This window comes from Psychrobacter sp. PG1, assembly GCF_014897815.1.
Classification (GTDB): domain Bacteria; phylum Pseudomonadota; class Gammaproteobacteria; order Pseudomonadales; family Moraxellaceae; genus Psychrobacter.
In genome coordinates this window covers 38,785-55,958 of record NZ_JABUZG010000038.1, presented here as the reverse complement: position 1 = coordinate 55,958, position 17,174 = coordinate 38,785, and the positions used below count along the sequence as shown (strand labels likewise).

The 17,174-nt window shown below is 40.1% G+C and carries 13 protein-coding genes; 9 read left to right on the top strand and 4 right to left on the bottom strand.

Going from position 1 to position 17,174, the window contains the following annotated elements:
* Positions 1-174 precede the first annotated feature (174 nt).
* The 3 genes from INT03_RS02310 (at position 175) to INT03_RS02300 (ending at position 5,418) form a co-directional block, all read left to right on the top strand.
* Positions 175-2,565, top strand: a complete 2,391-nt coding sequence (locus INT03_RS02310) for a TonB-dependent receptor (RefSeq protein WP_193007406.1) — start codon at positions 175-177, stop codon at positions 2,563-2,565.
* A 551-nt stretch (positions 2,566-3,116) separates the two neighbouring features.
* Positions 3,117-3,929 (top strand): hypothetical protein, encoded by an 813-nt coding sequence (locus tag INT03_RS02305; RefSeq protein WP_193007405.1) that lies wholly within the window; start codon positions 3,117-3,119, stop codon positions 3,927-3,929.
* On the top strand, positions 3,919-5,418 hold the full coding sequence (locus tag INT03_RS02300; RefSeq protein WP_193007404.1) for a hypothetical protein: 1,500 nt from the start codon (positions 3,919-3,921) through the stop codon (positions 5,416-5,418). The genes INT03_RS02305 and INT03_RS02300 overlap by 11 nt, the downstream gene beginning before the upstream one ends.
* Before the next feature lie 221 nt (positions 5,419-5,639).
* Here INT03_RS02300 and INT03_RS02295 read toward each other — a convergent pair whose 3' ends face one another.
* From INT03_RS02295 to INT03_RS02285, 3 genes are read right to left on the bottom strand one after another with little or no spacing between them, the layout of a single operon-like run.
* A complete protein-coding gene (locus INT03_RS02295; RefSeq protein ID WP_193007403.1) occupies positions 5,640-6,506 on the bottom strand; it encodes a hypothetical protein in 867 nt (288 codons plus the stop codon).
* Entirely contained in the window at positions 6,503-6,886 is a 384-nt protein-coding gene (locus INT03_RS02290) for a transposase family protein (protein WP_244656536.1), read from the bottom strand. The genes INT03_RS02295 and INT03_RS02290 overlap by 4 nt, the downstream gene beginning before the upstream one ends.
* A gap of 8 nt (positions 6,887-6,894) precedes the next feature.
* On the bottom strand, positions 6,895-7,335 hold the full coding sequence (locus INT03_RS02285; RefSeq protein ID WP_193007402.1) for a transposase family protein: 441 nt from the start codon (positions 7,333-7,335) through the stop codon (positions 6,895-6,897).
* Positions 7,336-7,350: 15 nt separating this feature from the next.
* Between INT03_RS02285 and INT03_RS02280 the strand changes: the two genes are divergently transcribed.
* From INT03_RS02280 to INT03_RS02270, 3 genes are read left to right on the top strand one after another with little or no spacing between them, the layout of a single operon-like run.
* Positions 7,351-8,985, top strand: coding sequence for a hypothetical protein (locus INT03_RS02280; protein WP_193007401.1), 1,635 nt, complete (start codon positions 7,351-7,353; stop codon positions 8,983-8,985).
* Positions 8,975-10,342: a hypothetical protein gene (locus INT03_RS02275; RefSeq protein ID WP_193007400.1), complete on the top strand. Its 1,368-nt coding sequence runs from the start codon at positions 8,975-8,977 to the stop codon at positions 10,340-10,342. Before INT03_RS02280 ends, INT03_RS02275 begins: the two co-directional genes overlap by 11 nt.
* 41 nt (positions 10,343-10,383) lie before the next feature.
* The gene (locus INT03_RS02270; protein WP_193007399.1) at positions 10,384-11,010 is read left to right on the top strand and encodes a condensin complex protein MksE; all 627 of its coding nucleotides are present in this window, start codon (positions 10,384-10,386) and stop codon (positions 11,008-11,010) included.
* Positions 11,011-11,187: 177 nt separating this feature from the next.
* Here INT03_RS02270 and INT03_RS02265 read toward each other — a convergent pair whose 3' ends face one another.
* On the bottom strand, positions 11,188-12,093 hold the full coding sequence (locus INT03_RS02265) for a LysR family transcriptional regulator (protein WP_201501268.1): 906 nt from the start codon (positions 12,091-12,093) through the stop codon (positions 11,188-11,190).
* A 294-nt stretch (positions 12,094-12,387) separates the two neighbouring features.
* Between INT03_RS02265 and INT03_RS02260 the strand changes: the two genes are divergently transcribed.
* From INT03_RS02260 to lldD, 3 genes are all read left to right on the top strand, one after another.
* Entirely contained in the window at positions 12,388-14,094 is a 1,707-nt protein-coding gene (locus INT03_RS02260) for an L-lactate permease (protein WP_193007398.1), read from the top strand.
* 62 nt (positions 14,095-14,156) lie between these two features.
* Positions 14,157-15,863, top strand: coding sequence for a D-lactate dehydrogenase (gene dld / locus INT03_RS02255; RefSeq protein WP_193007466.1), 1,707 nt, complete (start codon positions 14,157-14,159; stop codon positions 15,861-15,863).
* Positions 15,864-15,990: 127 nt separating this feature from the next.
* Complete coding sequence (lldD, locus tag INT03_RS02250; protein ID WP_193007397.1) at positions 15,991-17,133, top strand: FMN-dependent L-lactate dehydrogenase LldD; 1,143 nt, start codon at positions 15,991-15,993, stop codon at positions 17,131-17,133.
* Positions 17,134-17,174: the final 41 nt, after the last annotated feature.

Genomic DNA, 17,174 nt, shown 5'->3' with positions numbered 1-17,174 from the left:
AGTGACGCTGGAGTAGTATTTTTTCGGAAGCAATAGGGTTTTTAATATTGTAAATAATTATAGAAACAAAAATAATTATCATTTACAATATTGTTCACAAAGTTAGTACACACAGCATTATTAGCTAAATATAACTTTTACCACTCTTTGATCCTCCAATTAAGTGAAGTGAATATGAAACGCCACCATCAAGTTGCTCTATCCTTTCTTACCTTTTGTATCAGCCAGCAACTATATGCACAAAACAATGTCAGTGCTATGGACATCGCTTCAAATACGATGCTTTCAGAAGACTTAGCTGTCAACGCCGCCTCAAGTGAGTTACCAAACGCGACTTTAGATACCATTACGGTCACTGCTACAGCAAGGACAGGAACGGCTTTGGCACAAAAAATTAGTGAGATGCCCGCCGTCACACAGGTAATTACCGAAAATGAGCTACAAATGCAGGCGACAGGTAATCGTACTACTGGAGATATATTGGCTCAGCTGATTCCAAGTTTGGGGGCAAGTAGTGGCTCAACCAGTAACTATGGCACGACCATGCATGGCCGTCCCGTGCAGTTTTTGCTGAATGGTGTGCCATTGAGTGGCTCACGCAGCCTTTCACGCGAGCTAAACAGTATCGATCCTGCGCAGCTTGAGCGGGTAGAGGTGCTGTCTGGTGCGACCAGTATTTATGGGGCTGGCGCGGCTGGTGGTCTGATTAACCTCGTCACAAAATCTATGGTGGGTTATGGTCCTATTAGACAAACCAGAATCGGCGTCAGTAGCAGCCGTAATTTTGACTCAGATTCATTGGGCTATCATGTGGGGCAGACATTAGGCTATGGCGGTGAGCGAGTTTATGGTCGCCTAGATGTGGATTATGAAACGAAAGGCGGCAAGTTCGATAGTCATGATAATCGCATCAGCCCAGACGTCAATCAAACTGACCAACAAGATACCGAGTCGCTAAGTATTAATGGTAGCTTGGGTATAGAGCTCACTGACAGCCAACGTCTTGATTTGGCAGTGACTTACTATAATGATGAGCAGGATACTGACTATGGTCCAGATTATGGTAAAAATCTACAAGTATTATTAAAACCGAAAAAACTACCACCATCTTTAAAAGCGATTGACGGTGCTGACGTAGAAAACGAGCCTTATACGACTAAGACATCAGTCAACCTTAACTATAATAATGATGATATTGCAGGCTCAAATCTGAGCGTGACTGGGTACTATCGAGACGAAAAAGGCCGTTTTTATCCTTCTGGTAAAGTTTTCCCTGCACAAGCGGGCGAAGTCTGGGTGGCTAATGGCCTTACCGATGAGAGTACGCTAAAAGAATTACTGGGCGGGGCAGTCGTCGTCACTCAATCAGAAGCTAACATTGAGGTGATGGGTCTACGCGCCGCCATGCAAACGGATAGTAAAATTGCGGGTAAAAAGACGCTGTTTAGCTATGGTATGGATGTTGAGCGCGAAAAAAGCGAGCAAACTTATGAAGGTCAAGACTTAGATAAATTTAAGGCCAGTAACGGTCTAAGTGCTCAGCCAAGTGGTCTTAGCTATAATGGTGGACCAGATACCACCATTGATAAATGGGGCGCTTTTGTCAATGCCGATATAGACTTGACGGATAAGTGGCATACCAGTGCAGGCGTGCGCTATCAAAAATTGAAAGCAGAAACGGCTACTTTCACGCCCATTTATGAGCAATTGCTCGAAGAGTATTTTAATGATCCTCTCATCAACGGTGTCAGTAATGCTTACGGCATTGACTATCAGGCTGGTCAAGTGGAAAAGGGCAATACAGACCACGATAAAACCCTATTTAATATCGGTACCAGCTATCAATTAACCCCAAATGACCAAGTATTTGCCAATTTTTCACAAGGCTTTACGACTGCTGACATTCAGCGTGCGCTACGTGATGTACGGGCAGGCTTTGTCGTCAACTCAGACAATGTACAACCTATCGCAATCGACAATTACGAGTTGGGCTGGCAGGGCAAGCATGGCGATACAGCAGCACGATTGAGCGGTTTTTATAATAAATCAGATAAAACCGTGCGCTTTACCAATGACTATACGGTAGAAGTCGTCGATACTGATGAGCGCGTCTACGGAATAGAAGGTTCGCTCAGCCATGATATTGATGATCAATGGCAATTGGGTGGCAGTGTCGCCTATACTCGTGGTCAGTATGATAAAGATGGTGATTGGTTGGAGCTTGATGCCGTACGCTTGACACCCCTTAAAGGCACTGCATTTGCACAATACAACTTTGATGAAGGCAGCAATGTACGTCTACAAGCATTAGCAATTGGCGGTGATGATAAAGCCTTTAAGGATCAACAAAAAGATCCTGATTCTAGAGCATTACCAGTCACAGGTTATATGACACTTGATGTATTAGGACAAGTCAAAATGCCGGTAGGTCGAGTAAACTATGGGGTTTACAACTTACTCAATAAGGATTATCTAACGGTCTATCATCAAACAACCTATGGTGACTTGAATCGTCTACCTGCCTCGGGAACAACTTACGGATTGAGCTACACTGTGGATTACTAAAAATAATATCAGAAAACCTTTTACGCTAATTATTGGATAGCGTAAAAGGTTTTTACATTTTTCAAAATCAATGCCATTTCTTATAATAGTAAGCCTATAGCATTATCATATAGACTGTATTTAAACAGGCATTCAGTGACTAAGTTCATGAACTTCGAATATGATTAAAAATCTAATTTATCTATATCCTGATTCATAATAACTATCATTTATGTTAATCAACATTCTCCTAGCCGTTATTCGGTCTCAACTTTGTCTTTAAGTCTTTAAAAGACCTTTCAGTTAGTACACTGTCTATGAGTAAGGGTGTAGCAAAATACTGCTTCACTTTTTACCTCCTTGTTTAGTCTGTCTTGATTCTTCATAAACTTTTTATTTACTTCGTGAAGTCATTGTATTTCTCGCTTTTATTCTATTAATGTCTGAGACTGTGCTGATATGATATAGTCAGCGAAATACTAAACTGTTAGATATGATGCTCCCTTCGTTGTACTACTTGCATGATCTGCGGTTGCCGGTTTTTAATATGACTATTAAAAAAGATTTAATATATGGCTGCGAAAACCTTAAAAAACTATTTGGAAAAAATAGACGCTGGTGAAGCTATTAATCTTAGAGCTTTTCAGAAATTAATAGCGTCTATTTCATCCTTTGATGGATTTGCCGAGTCTGACCTACAATCGGTTAAAAAGGGTGCACATACTTACATCCTAAGTTATATCAACCCTGAAAAGTTGGCTTTTTTACACCATTATGCTGAGAGTCAAGGCGAAGATAGAGTCTCAGGAGCAATGCAAAATAATAGCCATGCATTTAAAGTAAATGGCTCACTACTCCTTATCCAAAAATACCAAAACCATCCTGACGTTCTGATATTCAAAGACGACGGTAGGATTCCTAAATATCAAACCAATAAGTCTGCGTTAATATTAGAAAACAGAGAGCTGTTTATTCATAGCGATAAAACATTTAAGTTTTTGAGCGAGCACTGCCAAATTACTGAAGATATGCGTAAAGACATTGACGTCATCTTTGGTGCAGGGACAGAGATTACTAATGGCTTACACCTTCCATTTTTAAGTCTTTATAACACCTTGTATTTATGTCTAGATCTTGACTTGGGCGGCATTAAAACGGCAACCTCATTGATTAATAACTTGCCATCAAGCATGGCGATTCACTTTGTCATTCCAAATGATGTCGAATCTCGCCTTAAGCAAGTTATTGATAAATGTTCACCTGAATATATGCAAAAGATATACAACCTTGATGAGAATATGTCTCAAGTACTGCTCCCCTGCATACGCATTATCAAAAAACACAATACTATCTTAGAACAAGAGGCATATTTGTATGGCTACTGATTTTAATACTCATCACCTGTCTGTTAATGAGCTTACGGCTCACAATATAAATGCCCCTACTATGGATCATAATGATAACAAATCGTTAGATAGTCCATTAATCGACAATGACTTAAATGACTTAGAAAGGGGTGTTGATGACTATTTGAATGATGACTTTAGACTCAACTATTCTCTTAATAAGATTGTTTTGGTTAACTCTGCGAGTCATGCTTACTCAGAGATACCCATCGATGAGCCTTTAGTACTGCTTGGTAAAAATAACCGCGGCAAAACCTCTAGTCTTGCCGCGACCAAACTTATTTTATATCCTGAAGTCAATTTTAATAACTGTGAAAGCAAATTCAACTTTACGAACAAAGCAAATGACCCCTACAGCAAGGAAGAGTCTTACAAACATTATTTCCCAATCAGTGAATCTTTTATCGCCGTAGAAGTAAAGAATCACGCTGGTTTATTTACGATGCTGCTATACCGTGTTGGAGATTATAAATACCATCGTTTGTTCTTCCCTGTGCCTTATGAAGAGATAAAGCCGTTCATATGGAATGAGCAGACCAATTACTTTGCTGATGAGTTAGGTATTAAAAGCCTGATAGAGGTACAGAAAAAACTGGGTGGATTACACCTCACCACCAAGCAAGAATTACAAAATGTGATGTACGGTAATAGAGGATCTAAGACCAGTCATTTTTGTGTGGTACCGATTAAAGACCAAAAAGAGGCGTCTATTCGCTCTTTTGTCAAAATTTATGAATTAGCGTTTGATGCTGGTAAGGATGAGAAAAAGAAACTGCCCAATGCTATTGCGACTATTATCGAGATGCAGCGGGGACGAGACAAAGAGAAGCTGAACGAAAATGTACATGACCTTAAGATAGAGCGCGCGCAGCTATTTGAAGAAAGTTTAAAGATTAAAAGCTTAACGGAGAATAAAGACGACTATGAATTTATTCAAAAGCAGTTTGATGCTCTACATCTGGATGCAAAACATGCGGTCTTAGAGTACACGGCATTTTTACGAGAATTTAAATTAAAGCAGCAGCAGTATGCTCAAGATAAAATCGCTATTGGTGCTAGAAAGGAAGACATTGAGAGAGAACGCAATCATGCCATAGAAGAAGTAAAGCAAGTTGCAAATGAGATTACTAGATTGGGTACACTGCACAAAGCATTAAAAGAGGAAGTAGCACAGCTGCAGCAACAGAAAATCAAAGCTGAGAAAATATTAGGTCAATTTTCTCACAAAAGCCCACAAGATATTATTGCTGAAATGACTATCCAACGTCATAGGTATGACGAAACTTTTAAAGCCATGCAAGCTAAAGAAAATACAGTTATTTTAATTCAGCAAAAGAATAAGCAGAAACAGGACTTAGAGGAAAAAATAAAATCCGCTCAAAACGGACTTGATAATCATGACTTGTTACTTGCCAATCAGTTACCCTCCCATAGCGCTCATATATCCAGTTTTTTAATGTCAGATTGAGTAGTCATTGCTTATTCTCCTGTTATTGGATTATAAGCAGTTACACAGTTGAGCTATGATGAAGAAACCGTAGAGATAAATTTGTTAAACTAAACGCAGCAACAAAGATTTATTATGGCTAAGGGAGTTATAGCCTACGATCGGTTTTCTACTTTAAAAAATCCGCTACGCAAATAAATAGAAAAATAAGGACTGCTTATCAATTGTTAGTATATATTCTCTCATCTATCTAGCTCAAAACTCACATCCACAATCAGCAGTAAATGCATCACATACTTCATCAGTGATGATGATGCACGGGTCGCTCCGTTATTAGCGGTGTTGATTATATCTTCTTCTTTAGGGCTAATTACCGATAATGAATAACCACTATAATAGTCGTTATCAGTAACGTTTTTTGATAACTGACGATAGTCAGCTTTAAACTCTTTCATTGTTTCTAGCTGTTTTGCTTCATTCATTATTTTCTGATACTTTAACTCCTCTTTTTTAGGTTTGATTGCGCGCTTCATTTGGTAAGCACTGATATTTATTCGCCAATATCTGGCAGGTAGTATTTTTATAGCGATATCTAAATAGTCGTAAAACATCTGTTTTTCATTAAATTTAAAACGAAGGTCGCTATGAGATGAGTTAGCTTTTTTGTAGAATATTGAAAGCATGCGTTGGACATGTTCTTTCGTTGACTGATCAAGATATAGCTTTTCTAATTTAATAAAGCTTTCCTGCACGAGTTGCTGCTCTTTAACAATGGTTGGCAGCGTTGGTGCTATTAATATATGTCCTGACTTTGGCTGTTTGTACTTAGATGTCAATTTGTAATCAGGCTTACCATTTTCATCAGCTGCTATAAGCAGCGCTCGATTGTATAGCTCAACTGCATCTTCATAAACAAAATGATGTTGGGCGGCTTCAGAAACGACTTTACCTGCTTCAATCTCACTCAAGAACTCTTCAATCTGCCAACGTGCATACTTACCAAAAATAGGAGAAACACTAACACTCTCCTCTTCTGTATTTGATGAAGAAAAATATTGCTTACTATTATCAATTTTTTTGATATTTAATAGACCTCTTGCAAAAGTCATAAACCAAGCTCGAAATTAACAACACTGGCGAATAGCTTCATTCTAAGATCATAACGCTGACGACGGTTGCGATACTTATGAGCCACGATTTTGAACAACTTGATTAAGCCTATTTTGTGCTCAACCATAATACGAAACTTAGCCAGATAGTGATTGGCTTGTTTGCAGAGCGCTAACAGCTGACCACCACGTGGCTTTTTAAAGGGGGTGAAGCTTTGTTCATGTAACTTTGCAATGCCCTGATAGCCACTATCGGCTAATAGTTTAGTGTCACAAGGAAGCCAGTCAGGACAAGTATCTTTATACAGCTTAAAATCGTGCACTGACCCTTTGGACGTTTGAATATCTAATATTAAGCCTGTTTTCCAGTGGACGATCACTTGCGCTTTTAAGGTGTGTTGTTTCTTCTTGCCGCTGTAGTACTCTCTTTGGTTTTTTTTGGACGCTCAATTGGGGTTTCAGTGGCATCGACGATGACGACTGTCCAATTAATATCGTCATCGACTCTACTAGGCAGCTTTTTAGGCAGTTCAAACTTGCCTGAATCAATAAGAACATCTTCTACTTTACGAATGATACGACTGGCAGACGACTCATGAATGCCAAAGTCCATACTGATGTGGTACAGCGTTCGATACTCACGCCAATAAGTAAGTGCTAGTAGTATTTGTTCTTCAAGACTAAGCACGCTTGGTCTACCTGATTTAGTCTTTTGTGCTTCACATTGCTGCATAGCATCCAGCATTTCATGGAAGGTCGCTTTATGAATGCCTGTATAGCGTTTAAAGCCTGCATCATTTTTTTTAAGTAGTTTATCTATGTTTGGCATGGTTCCTAGCCAGTTGTGGATGTGTTTCTTATATTAAATCTCTTTGCTACTTTTGCAAGAGGTCTATTAGGCAGTATTAATGAGGATTTTTTAAATATTACCGCTAATAGCCCATTGACGGAGGAAGCGCTACGTCAAATTAGTGATTTTACGGCGCTGTTTACGGTTGATGATGCTAATCATTTGTCCTTTTTATCGTTCACTTTACCTAATACATTTTATCACCCTTATGATGCTGATAAACAGCGCTCCCAGTTTGAAAAAACTATTACACAAGATAAGAAAGAAGCGTCTACATTGAGCCAAGAGATTGGAGAGTTAAACAGCGCACTGTCTCAGTTTGATACAGACATAGGTAAAAAGATTGCTGAGGGGAAAAAACAAGCCCTTAAGGAGCAGATAGTAGAGCTTGATGCCAAGATTACGCTACTTGAAGGGTTATCTTTGATCAAAAGTCAGATAGAGGATAAAACACAGCAAATAAGCCAAAAAGAAAAGGCGCTGGCAGAGGCTCAAGACCTGCGAGCCATTAAAGATCAATCTAAAGCATCAACAGACAGTAAGTACAATCAAATCGTAGAGCAGTTCGATGACATTATTAGCTTCGGTAAAGAGGCTGAAAGCATTACAAGTCTGCTGGCAGGTGTGAGAAAATCGCAGGGATTGCCTTATCTAGCGGAAGACGACCCTGAGATAACATCATATTTAGAAAATAATGATATTGAGATTAATTTAAATGAGGCATCTACAATCGCCAATAGCATAGGCGGGCTAAGTGAGCGTATTAATAGGCTTGTCAGCAAAGTGTCAGATTTTACAGAAGTTGTTTTGGTAGAGGGCATTAATCCGCACCAGCGTATTGAAGGTATCAATAGTCTGGGAGAGGTAATTCAGCAATACAAAAACTCCTTTGATACGCTTGAATTTCAAAAAAGCAATTATCATGACAAAATAAAAACCCATAATAGTGTGATTGATAACTTATTAAAAGAAATTACAGATTCGGCTGGATTACTACGTACGACGATTAGCTCCCTCAATAAAAAATTGAATGAGCATAAGATATCTAACTTACATCAAGTCTCTCTTAAGCTTAACTTAGCACCTGATTTTGCCAATTTGGAACGTACCTATGCTAAACACAATGCCAATCAAACCAGTCTTTTAGATGAGCGCTTTTATGAATCACTTATTAACTATGTTGAAAAGACTAGCCATTCAAACAGTCAACGTTTAAAAATGCGTAATTTGATTGATAGTATTGACTACGAGTATACGCAGGCGACGGGTGAAATCGAACAAAAGTCACAATCAGGCGGTACGACCAGTACCATTACCGCCTTAATTGCCACATTGCTGTTTAGTGAAGCTTTCCAAAAAGGCAGTAGCTTACGCATGCCTATTATTGTGGATGAAGTGGGCACCATTGACAAAGATAATATCAAGACCATTGTTGAACAGGTAAGCAATGCTGGATTCACTATTATATGCGCCAATCCGGGCTTGCATGCAGACACCCTACGCTATATCCCTAATTACATTCGAGTTGATAAAAGCTTGCTCGATGGCAAGCCCAAATCTCGTGATTGTATCTTCCATATTATGCCGAGCCAAATCAACCGTCAGGGGAGGGTTGTGCATGGTCATTAATCGAGAAGCGATATTAGCAGGTATATTAAAGCATAAATCCCATTTTTTTAGATTCGTTGATGTGATTAATGCCAACGAGACAGCGTTACAGTTTCCTATGACAGCGTATCTGAAATTTTACGAACAAGTTATTTATCAAGATGATGACTATGCCTTAAAAGATATCTTAAGTGTCGAGGCATTATTGCAGGCGAATGTATTCGTTAATATTGATGGTTTAACCAATATGGTAACGCTATCAAAAGACATTTATAACATCTTAGTATGGCTGGATATTTCTCGCAAAAAACAATTAGATTCTCAACCTTTTGAATCGCATCGACAAGACGTCGTTCGACTGGCAAATGAGTTGACGACTTTGCCCATTGAGGGTATTAACTTTAAAGAGACTTATGCTTTTTTCTATGAAAAACTTAGCGACATTCAAGTAGATATCTCTGAAAATATGCGAGTCCTAGATTACCGTGTCGATGAAATTGCAGATATGTATAAAAGCCGTGAAATGGGCTCATTAGAGACGGGTTTAGATGAGTTATTTCATAGAGCGCAGCATGTATATCATCGTAACATCACGCCTTGCCTTGAGTTTATTAACCCAAGCCTTGAATTAAAAGGGACTAAAAATCTATCAGAAACCTTAAAAGATCTTGAGCATTATTTTGAAGAAATAGGGGAAGTAGACAAGGCGAGAACACTACAGTTTCGCGTTGGCGCTATCTTCTGTTATTACAAAGACATCAGAGCCATTGCCAGTCGTTTAAACGCTTATTTGGTGAATTTAGCACAAGAAAGAGAGTTCTTTTTGAGTATGGAGCGCGCTTTTGGGGTGTTGGTTGAATCGCTAGTGCCTTTAAGGCATGGACGCCATCAGAATAAATACTTAAATGCGGACAGCGAGGTATTCAAGCTTGCCACAACCTTTGATGGTTTAGAAGATCATAAAAAAAAGTACGAGAAACGTTTTAACTATTCACCAAGTAGGGGACTGGATCATTTTAATAATTATTATGAGATGATGCTCAGACGTCCGTTGAAGCAAAAGCTGGATAATCCCTTACGTGCGTTACCACTAGAGATTGACATTGAAGAGGAACGCTGCGAACAAATATTGAGTATAACGTTATATGAGATAGCAGTGGATAATATGATTGAGAATGTACAACGCTATGTGTGGCAGAAGCTACAGGAGTTATTGCCTAATGCAGGCATAATAGATTTTTTGTATGCGCTCGAATACTTTTTAAGTGCACTGGATGACGCATGTGTGTCTCAGCGCCGCAACGATCGTGATAGGATTGATGATGGTGTTTATTATCTTGATTATATCATTTGGGATTATGCAGAAGCCTCACTTTAAACATCCTAACGTTACTTCAAATAGACAGGTAGCACGCTATTATGGCAAATTACACATTAAGCAAAGAGATATATAGCCATTTAATGAATGGAAAGATGCTCAATAAACATCTCCTTGATAATGCAGGTGATGACACCGTTAATCCATTATTTATTGAGATAATAGACAATAAAGATGAATACGTTAAACAGTATAAAATGAGCGGTTATCATCTGGTTATTGCACCAATAAATGATCCTGAGTATATTTGCATCGTTGCTACAGGCACGCTAGATGGCACAAAAACTGAACTAGCAATGAAAGCGATGACTATGTTGCTTGTTATTGGTCAATATATTAATCACCATAAATTTAAACTCAGTAAATTAACCAATGCAAAAAGTGGTGGCTTGACTGAAGATGATTTTTTGAAAATGGCAGACATGCCTCATGTTAAAGAGATATTGGAGAAGTCCAAACTCATCACAAAAGGTGAGCGGACGTTACAAGACGTGGTTATGAAACTATTGGTTCATCGAGATATTATGATTGAAGTACCTAGCAAAAAAGCTTATATATTAACCAACCCAGGCCATTCTTTTTATCAGGAGATTCAGCGTAAGTTTGACACTGAGTCTGAGCTAGCAAATGAAGAAGATAATACGACAATAGATACGCAAGCAAGTTAATATTCAGAACAGCAATGTGTTATGACTTGATTACCTAACTTGCCAATGTAGCTAATATGATAATTATATTTGGCTCATCAATCAGTTTTTATTGCCCATAAAAAACTCTTCACTATCTCTTTAATTTTAAGACCGCTTTATTAGTTTTTTTATATACATCAAAAACAGGCTTATTACTTAGTAGTAGTAAGCCTGTTTTTGATGTAATGAGTCTCGTAAATGTGCAACGAGCAGTTTTAACTTTTGATCCGGTTGTCTGGCCTTAGGATAAACCGCATATAGCCCCAGCTTCTTGCTGGTAAAACATTGTAAAATCTGCGTGAGTGTATTTTTCTGTATCTCCTCATAGATCAACACTTGTGGTAAAAAAGCGATACCTAAATCGCTAAGCGCGGCTTGTTTAATTGCACTCAGATGATTGCTATGAAACCGACCAGGGACAGATATTAATTGCTCTTTGCCGTCTATATATAGCGGCCATGTACTGTTAGCCGTATTATCAAACTTATAAACCAAGCACTCATGATTTTGTAACTGTTCAGGAGTTTGAGGCGCACCATGTTGCTCTAAATAGGCTGGAGTCGCGCATATAATCCACTGGCTATCTATAAGGCGCCTTGCAATGAGTGAAGAATCTTCAAGCACAGCGGTCCTTAGTGCCAAATCAAATCCTTCCTCTATCAAGTCAACCAATCGATTGGTAATTTGTAACTCTACTGATACTTCAGGGTGTTGTTTACAGAATTCGGCAATAGATTCGCTAAATATGAAATTCGCAGAGACCACAGGCATGGTTATACGTATATGACCTTTCATATCTTCGCCGTAACCCGTGACAGCATTTTCAGCTTCTTGAAAGGCGGATTTAGCAATTTTAGCTTTGTTATAAAGCGCCCTGCCTGCATCGGTTAAGCTCAACTTTCTAGTGGTTCTATAAAGCAGTTGTATATTTAAGTTCTCTTCTAATCTCGCAATGCGCTTGCTCACTACCGAGTTCGTCAATGATAATTTTTCAGCGACTCTAGAGAATGACCCTTCTTCGACAACTTGAACGAATAAAATCATGTCGTCAGCTTTGGTCACACTTGTTCTCCAATTTTAGTAATGTGTTTCTAATTATAGCAAAAAAGGAAAATAACATTGTCCATTGATGCAATATATCAATGAATTAACAAGGCGTAGACTATTTCAGGGCATTTTTAACATTGGGACATAAACTGTCGCAAGTCGTGCTCGGCTTTGTCTACAAGACAGCTTTAGTAAATAAGCAGTCCCTATTTGTGAATATTTAATACAACTTAGTCATCATAGATTCGTCAAAATAAAGGCTTCGATGACTTAGTTCAAGGAAGATCACACAATCAAAAGGATGTAATTTTGAATCAAACAATATATGGGCTTTTGGCATTACTGCCAATCGTTCTCTGTGGTATTTTTCTGATAGGTTTGCAATGGTCAGCTAAAAAAACAATGCCTATCATTTTAGTGGTTACCGCTGCGCTTGCCATTTTTATATGGGATATGACGCTTAACCGAGTGTCATCATCTATTATTCAGGGTTTGGTCATTACGGTTTCGGTATTGTGGATAGTCTTTGGTGCTATTTTTTTGTTGAATACATTAAAACATACTGGTGCAATCGCCGTTATCCGTGCTGGGTTTACTAATGTATCGCCAGATAGGCGTGTGCAAGCCATTATTATTGCATGGTGCTTTGGTTGCTTTCTTGAGGGCGCCTCTGGTTTTGGTACAGCTGCCGCTATTGCAGCGCCTTTGCTGGTGGCAGTAGGATTTCCGGCGCTGGGTGCGGTGTTGATGGGAATGATGATACAAAGTACACCTGTATCATTTGGTGCGGTCGGTACGCCTATTGTGATAGGGGTAAATGATGGGTTAGATAAAGCTGCCATTAGTGCTCAACTGGCACAACAAGGAGTACAGTGGGGCGAATTTTTACAACTGATTACCAGTCAAGTCGCCATTATTCACGGTGTCATTGGTACGTTTATGCCACTTTTTATGGTGATGATGCTCACTCGCTTCTTTGGTAAAAACAAAAGCTGGCGGGAAGGCTTTGCGATTTGGCCGTTTGCAATTTTTGCAGGCTTGGCATTTACAATCCCTTATATGATAACCGGTGTTTTTTTAGGGCCAGAGTTTCCGTCACTGGTCGGTGGCTTGGTCAGTATTACTGTCGTTGTTAATGCTGCTAAAAGAGGGTTTTTGGTACCAAAAACCACATGGGATTTTGAACCGCAAAAAAACTGGCCGAGTGAATGGCTTGGTAAGTTAGTGGTCAGTAAAGAAGATATTACGCTAACCTTGAGTGATAAGAAGATGTCCACCCTTATGGCGTGGTTCCCTTATTTATTGGTTGCCCTTTTACTGGTGTTTTCAAGAGTATTTACAGGCTTTCAGTCTTTACTTAACAGTGTAGCAGTAGACCTAACCTCGATTTTAGGTGAGACAGATATCAGTGCCAGTTTTAGTCCTTTATACTTACCGGGCGGCTTGTTACTAATTAGTGCTTTGGTTGCCGCCGCTTTTCAAACTAGAAAGCCCGTCAGCGCACTAAACAGTGCCTTTAAAGAATCAGGTAAGACTGTGTTAGGGGCAGGTTTTGTACTTATCTTTACGATTCCAATGGTTAGAATTTTTATTAATTCAGGCATAAACTTATCAGATGTGGCGAGTATGCCAGTCGCCAGTGCAGAGTTGTTTTCAGGTACTTTTGGCAATGTTTTTCCATTGATTAGTGCAACCATTGGTGCTTTAGGTGCATTTATCGCAGGCTCTAATACCGTATCTAATATGATGTTCAGTCAATTCCAATATGAAGCCGCCATGAGCTTACATATTTCACCTTCTCTAATCATCGCAGCGCAAGCGGTTGGTGCCGCAGCCGGTAATATGGTTGCCATACATAACGTGGTGGCTGCATCAGCAACGGTGGGTTTACTTGGTATGGAGGGCGCCACACTTAGGCGTACTATTTTACCCACCATATACTATGTGTTGTTCTGTGGCATCATCGTCATGGCCGCCATTTATATTTTTGGTTTTCAAGGTCCCTTGGCATCATGAGTGACACACCATTACAAGATAAGGAGAGTCATATATCTTCGTCAAATCAAGCTTCTCAAGGCATGCTTAGTCCTGATCAGGTGTTAGATAAACTAACCAACTTGCTAGGCGCGAGTAATGTACAAGCTGATCCAGAGAAAAATGAGCACTATAGAATGGGGTGGCGCTCTGGTGGCGGCAGTGCCTTAGCGGTTTTGTTTCCGCAAACATTGCTGGACATTTGGCGTAGCCTAGAAGTGTGCGTTGAAGGCGACTGTATTATCATTATGCAAGCGGCAAAAACAGGCCTGACTGAAGGCTCAACACCAAGCGGTAATGACTACGATAGACCCGTTGTGGTGATTAATACGCTTGCCATAAACCAGTTGTATTTGGTGAATGATGGCGAGCAAGTGATTAGCTTGTCTGGGGCGACATTGCATCAGTTGCAAAGTCAGCTTAATGCTGTCAATAGAGCGCCTCACTCTGTCATCGGTTCCTCGACGTTAGGTGCGTCTATTATTGGTGGTATATCTAATAACTCTGGTGGAGCTCTGGTTAAAAGAGGGCCTGCTTACACCGAGCTTGCATTGTTTGCCCAAATAAATGAACACGGTCAACTGGTGCTAGTCAATCATCTAGACGTCAAGTTGGGTGATACTCCTGAAGAAATATTAACGAATTTGCAAAACGGTCATTTTGATAGAAGAGAATTACCTGACACTGGTAAGCTCGCATCTGACAGAGAGTACATCGCCCGAGTAAAAGATGTTGATGCAAGCACGCCCAGTCGCTTTAATGCGGACAAGCGCAGACTGTATGAAGCAAGCGGCTGTGCTGGCAAGCTTGCCGTATTTGCAGTACGTCTTGACACTTATCCAATAGCGGCAAAAGAGCAAACTTTCTACATAGGCACCAACAGTGTGAGTGAGCTTGCACAGCTCAGAAGACAGATACTATCCCGCTTCGACAATATCCCTGAAGTGGGCGAGTATATGCATCGTGATATATTTGATGTCTCCGCTAAATACGGTAAAGACACGTTCTTGAGTATCAAGCATCTCGGTACAAATGCTTTACCTAGACTGTTCTCTATCAAAGGCGCTATGGATGCAAAATTTCATAAGTGGTCATGGATGCCAAAGCATTTCACTGACAAAGTCATGCAGTTTATCGCTACTCTATTTCCAAAGCATTTGCCCAAGCGCATGATGGAGTACCGTAATCAATACGAGCATCACCTCATCATAAAAATGAGTGATGAAGGTATAGCAGAGGCTCAAGATTTTCTGAAGACGTTTTTTGATGCGTCGGACACAGGTAATTATTTTGAATGTAGTAAGGAAGAATCAGAAAGCGCGCTTTTAAATCGTTTTGCCGCAGCCGGTGCCGCATTACGCTATGAAGTTATACATGAAAAAGAGGTCGGTGAGATATTAGCGCTGGATATTGCCATACCACGTAACGAGCTAGAGTGGCTTGAAAAACTACCTGAAGTCATTGAAAAACACTTAGAAAAGAAGCTGTATTACGGACATTTCTTTTGCTATGTGTTTCATCAAGACTATATCTTGAAAAAGGGCAGTGATGCCAAGCTTGTTAAAAAGATGATGTTAGAGCTATTGAGCGCACGCGGAGCCAAATATCCTGCTGAGCATAATGTCGGTCATCTATACGAAGCAGAGCCTGATTTGCAGAATTTCTATAAAAGTCTAGACCCAACCAATAGCTTTAATCCCGGCATCGGTAAAATGTCGAAAACCAAACGTAACTGCTCGTGCTGTGTGTAATAGTGAGTGTGGGCTAAGCTTGCTGCTTCAAAAATAAGCCAATTGCATCCATCGTTTAGCACTAATCAATAGATAATTAGAAATTCAAAAATATTACATAGATATCTAACAGAATAAGGGCAAGCGTATGATTATTTCATCTCCAAACGACTACAGGGCTGCTGCCAAGCGCCGACTGCCACCATTTCTATTTCATTATATAGATGGCGGTGCTTATGAGGAATATACCTTAAAACATAATGTTGAAGATTTATCAAAAATTGCCCTTAGACAACGTGTACTGAATGATATGTCACAACTGAGCTTAGAGACGCAGTTATTTGATGAAACTCTGTCTATGCCTGTCGCGTTGTCACCCGTGGGTCTGACAGGTATGTATGCACGTCGCGGAGAAGTGCAGGCCGCTATTTCAGCCGATCAAAAAGGCATTCCGTTTACCATGTCGACAGTTTCGGTTTGTCCGATTGAGGAAGTAGTGCCTAAAATTAACCGTCCAATGTGGTTTCAGCTTTACGTATTAAAGGACCGAGGATTTATGAAAAATGCCTTGGAGCGTGCCAAAGCGGCGGGGTGTTCGACCTTGGTTTTTACGGTAGATATGCCAGTACCAGGGGCACGCTACCGAGATATGCACTCCGGTATGAGCGGTAAAAATGCCGCTATGCGCCGTTACTTCCAGTCTGTGACGCATCCGCAATGGGCATGGGATGTAGGACTAAATGGCCGTCCGCACGATCTGGGTAATATATCTACTTATTTAGGTAAGCCAACAGGATTGGAAGACTATATAGGCTGGCTAGGTAATAACTTTGACCCCTCTATTTCTTGGAAAGATTTAGATTGGATTCGCGAGTACTGGGATGGACCTATGGTCATCAAAGGTATTTTGGATCCAGAAGATGCCAAAGATGCGGTGCGTTTTGGAGCCGACGGCATAGTCGTATCGAATCATGGTGGGCGACAGCTGGACGGTGTTTTATCCAGTGCACGGGCGCTGCCTCCTATTGCCGATGCAGTTAAAGGAGAGATTAAAATCTTAGCCGACTCTGGCATACGCAATGGCTTAGATATTGTGCGTATGTTGGCTTTGGGCGCTGATATTTGCATGCTAGGGCGCGCCTTTATTTATGCTTTAGCAGCGGATGGCGGTGCAGGGGTAAGCAATTTGTTAGAACTGCTAGATAAAGAAATACGCGTCGCAATGACCTTGACTGGTGCCAAAACGATTGCTGATATTAATTCTGACTGTTTGGTGAAACTGGATAATTAAACCGAGGCTATAGAGTTTGTCAGTACACGAAGTGAGCTATT

Coding starts and splice junctions, on each gene's coding strand:
- INT03_RS02310 (WP_193007406.1), top strand. CDS start 175: ATGAAACGCCACCATCAAGTTGCTCTATCCTTTCTTACCTTTTGTATC.
- INT03_RS02305 (WP_193007405.1), top strand. CDS start 3,117: ATGGCTGCGAAAACCTTAAAAAACTATTTGGAAAAAATAGACGCTGGT.
- INT03_RS02300 (WP_193007404.1), top strand. CDS start 3,919: ATGGCTACTGATTTTAATACTCATCACCTGTCTGTTAATGAGCTTACG.
- INT03_RS02295 (WP_193007403.1), bottom strand. CDS start 6,506: ATGACTTTTGCAAGAGGTCTATTAAATATCAAAAAAATTGATAATAGT.
- INT03_RS02285 (WP_193007402.1), bottom strand. CDS start 7,335: ATGCCAAACATAGATAAACTACTTAAAAAAAATGATGCAGGCTTTAAA.
- INT03_RS02275 (WP_193007400.1), top strand. CDS start 8,975: ATGGTCATTAATCGAGAAGCGATATTAGCAGGTATATTAAAGCATAAA.
- INT03_RS02270 (WP_193007399.1), top strand. CDS start 10,384: ATGGCAAATTACACATTAAGCAAAGAGATATATAGCCATTTAATGAAT.
- dld (WP_193007466.1), top strand. CDS start 14,157: ATGCTTAGTCCTGATCAGGTGTTAGATAAACTAACCAACTTGCTAGGC.
- lldD (WP_193007397.1), top strand. CDS start 15,991: ATGATTATTTCATCTCCAAACGACTACAGGGCTGCTGCCAAGCGCCGA.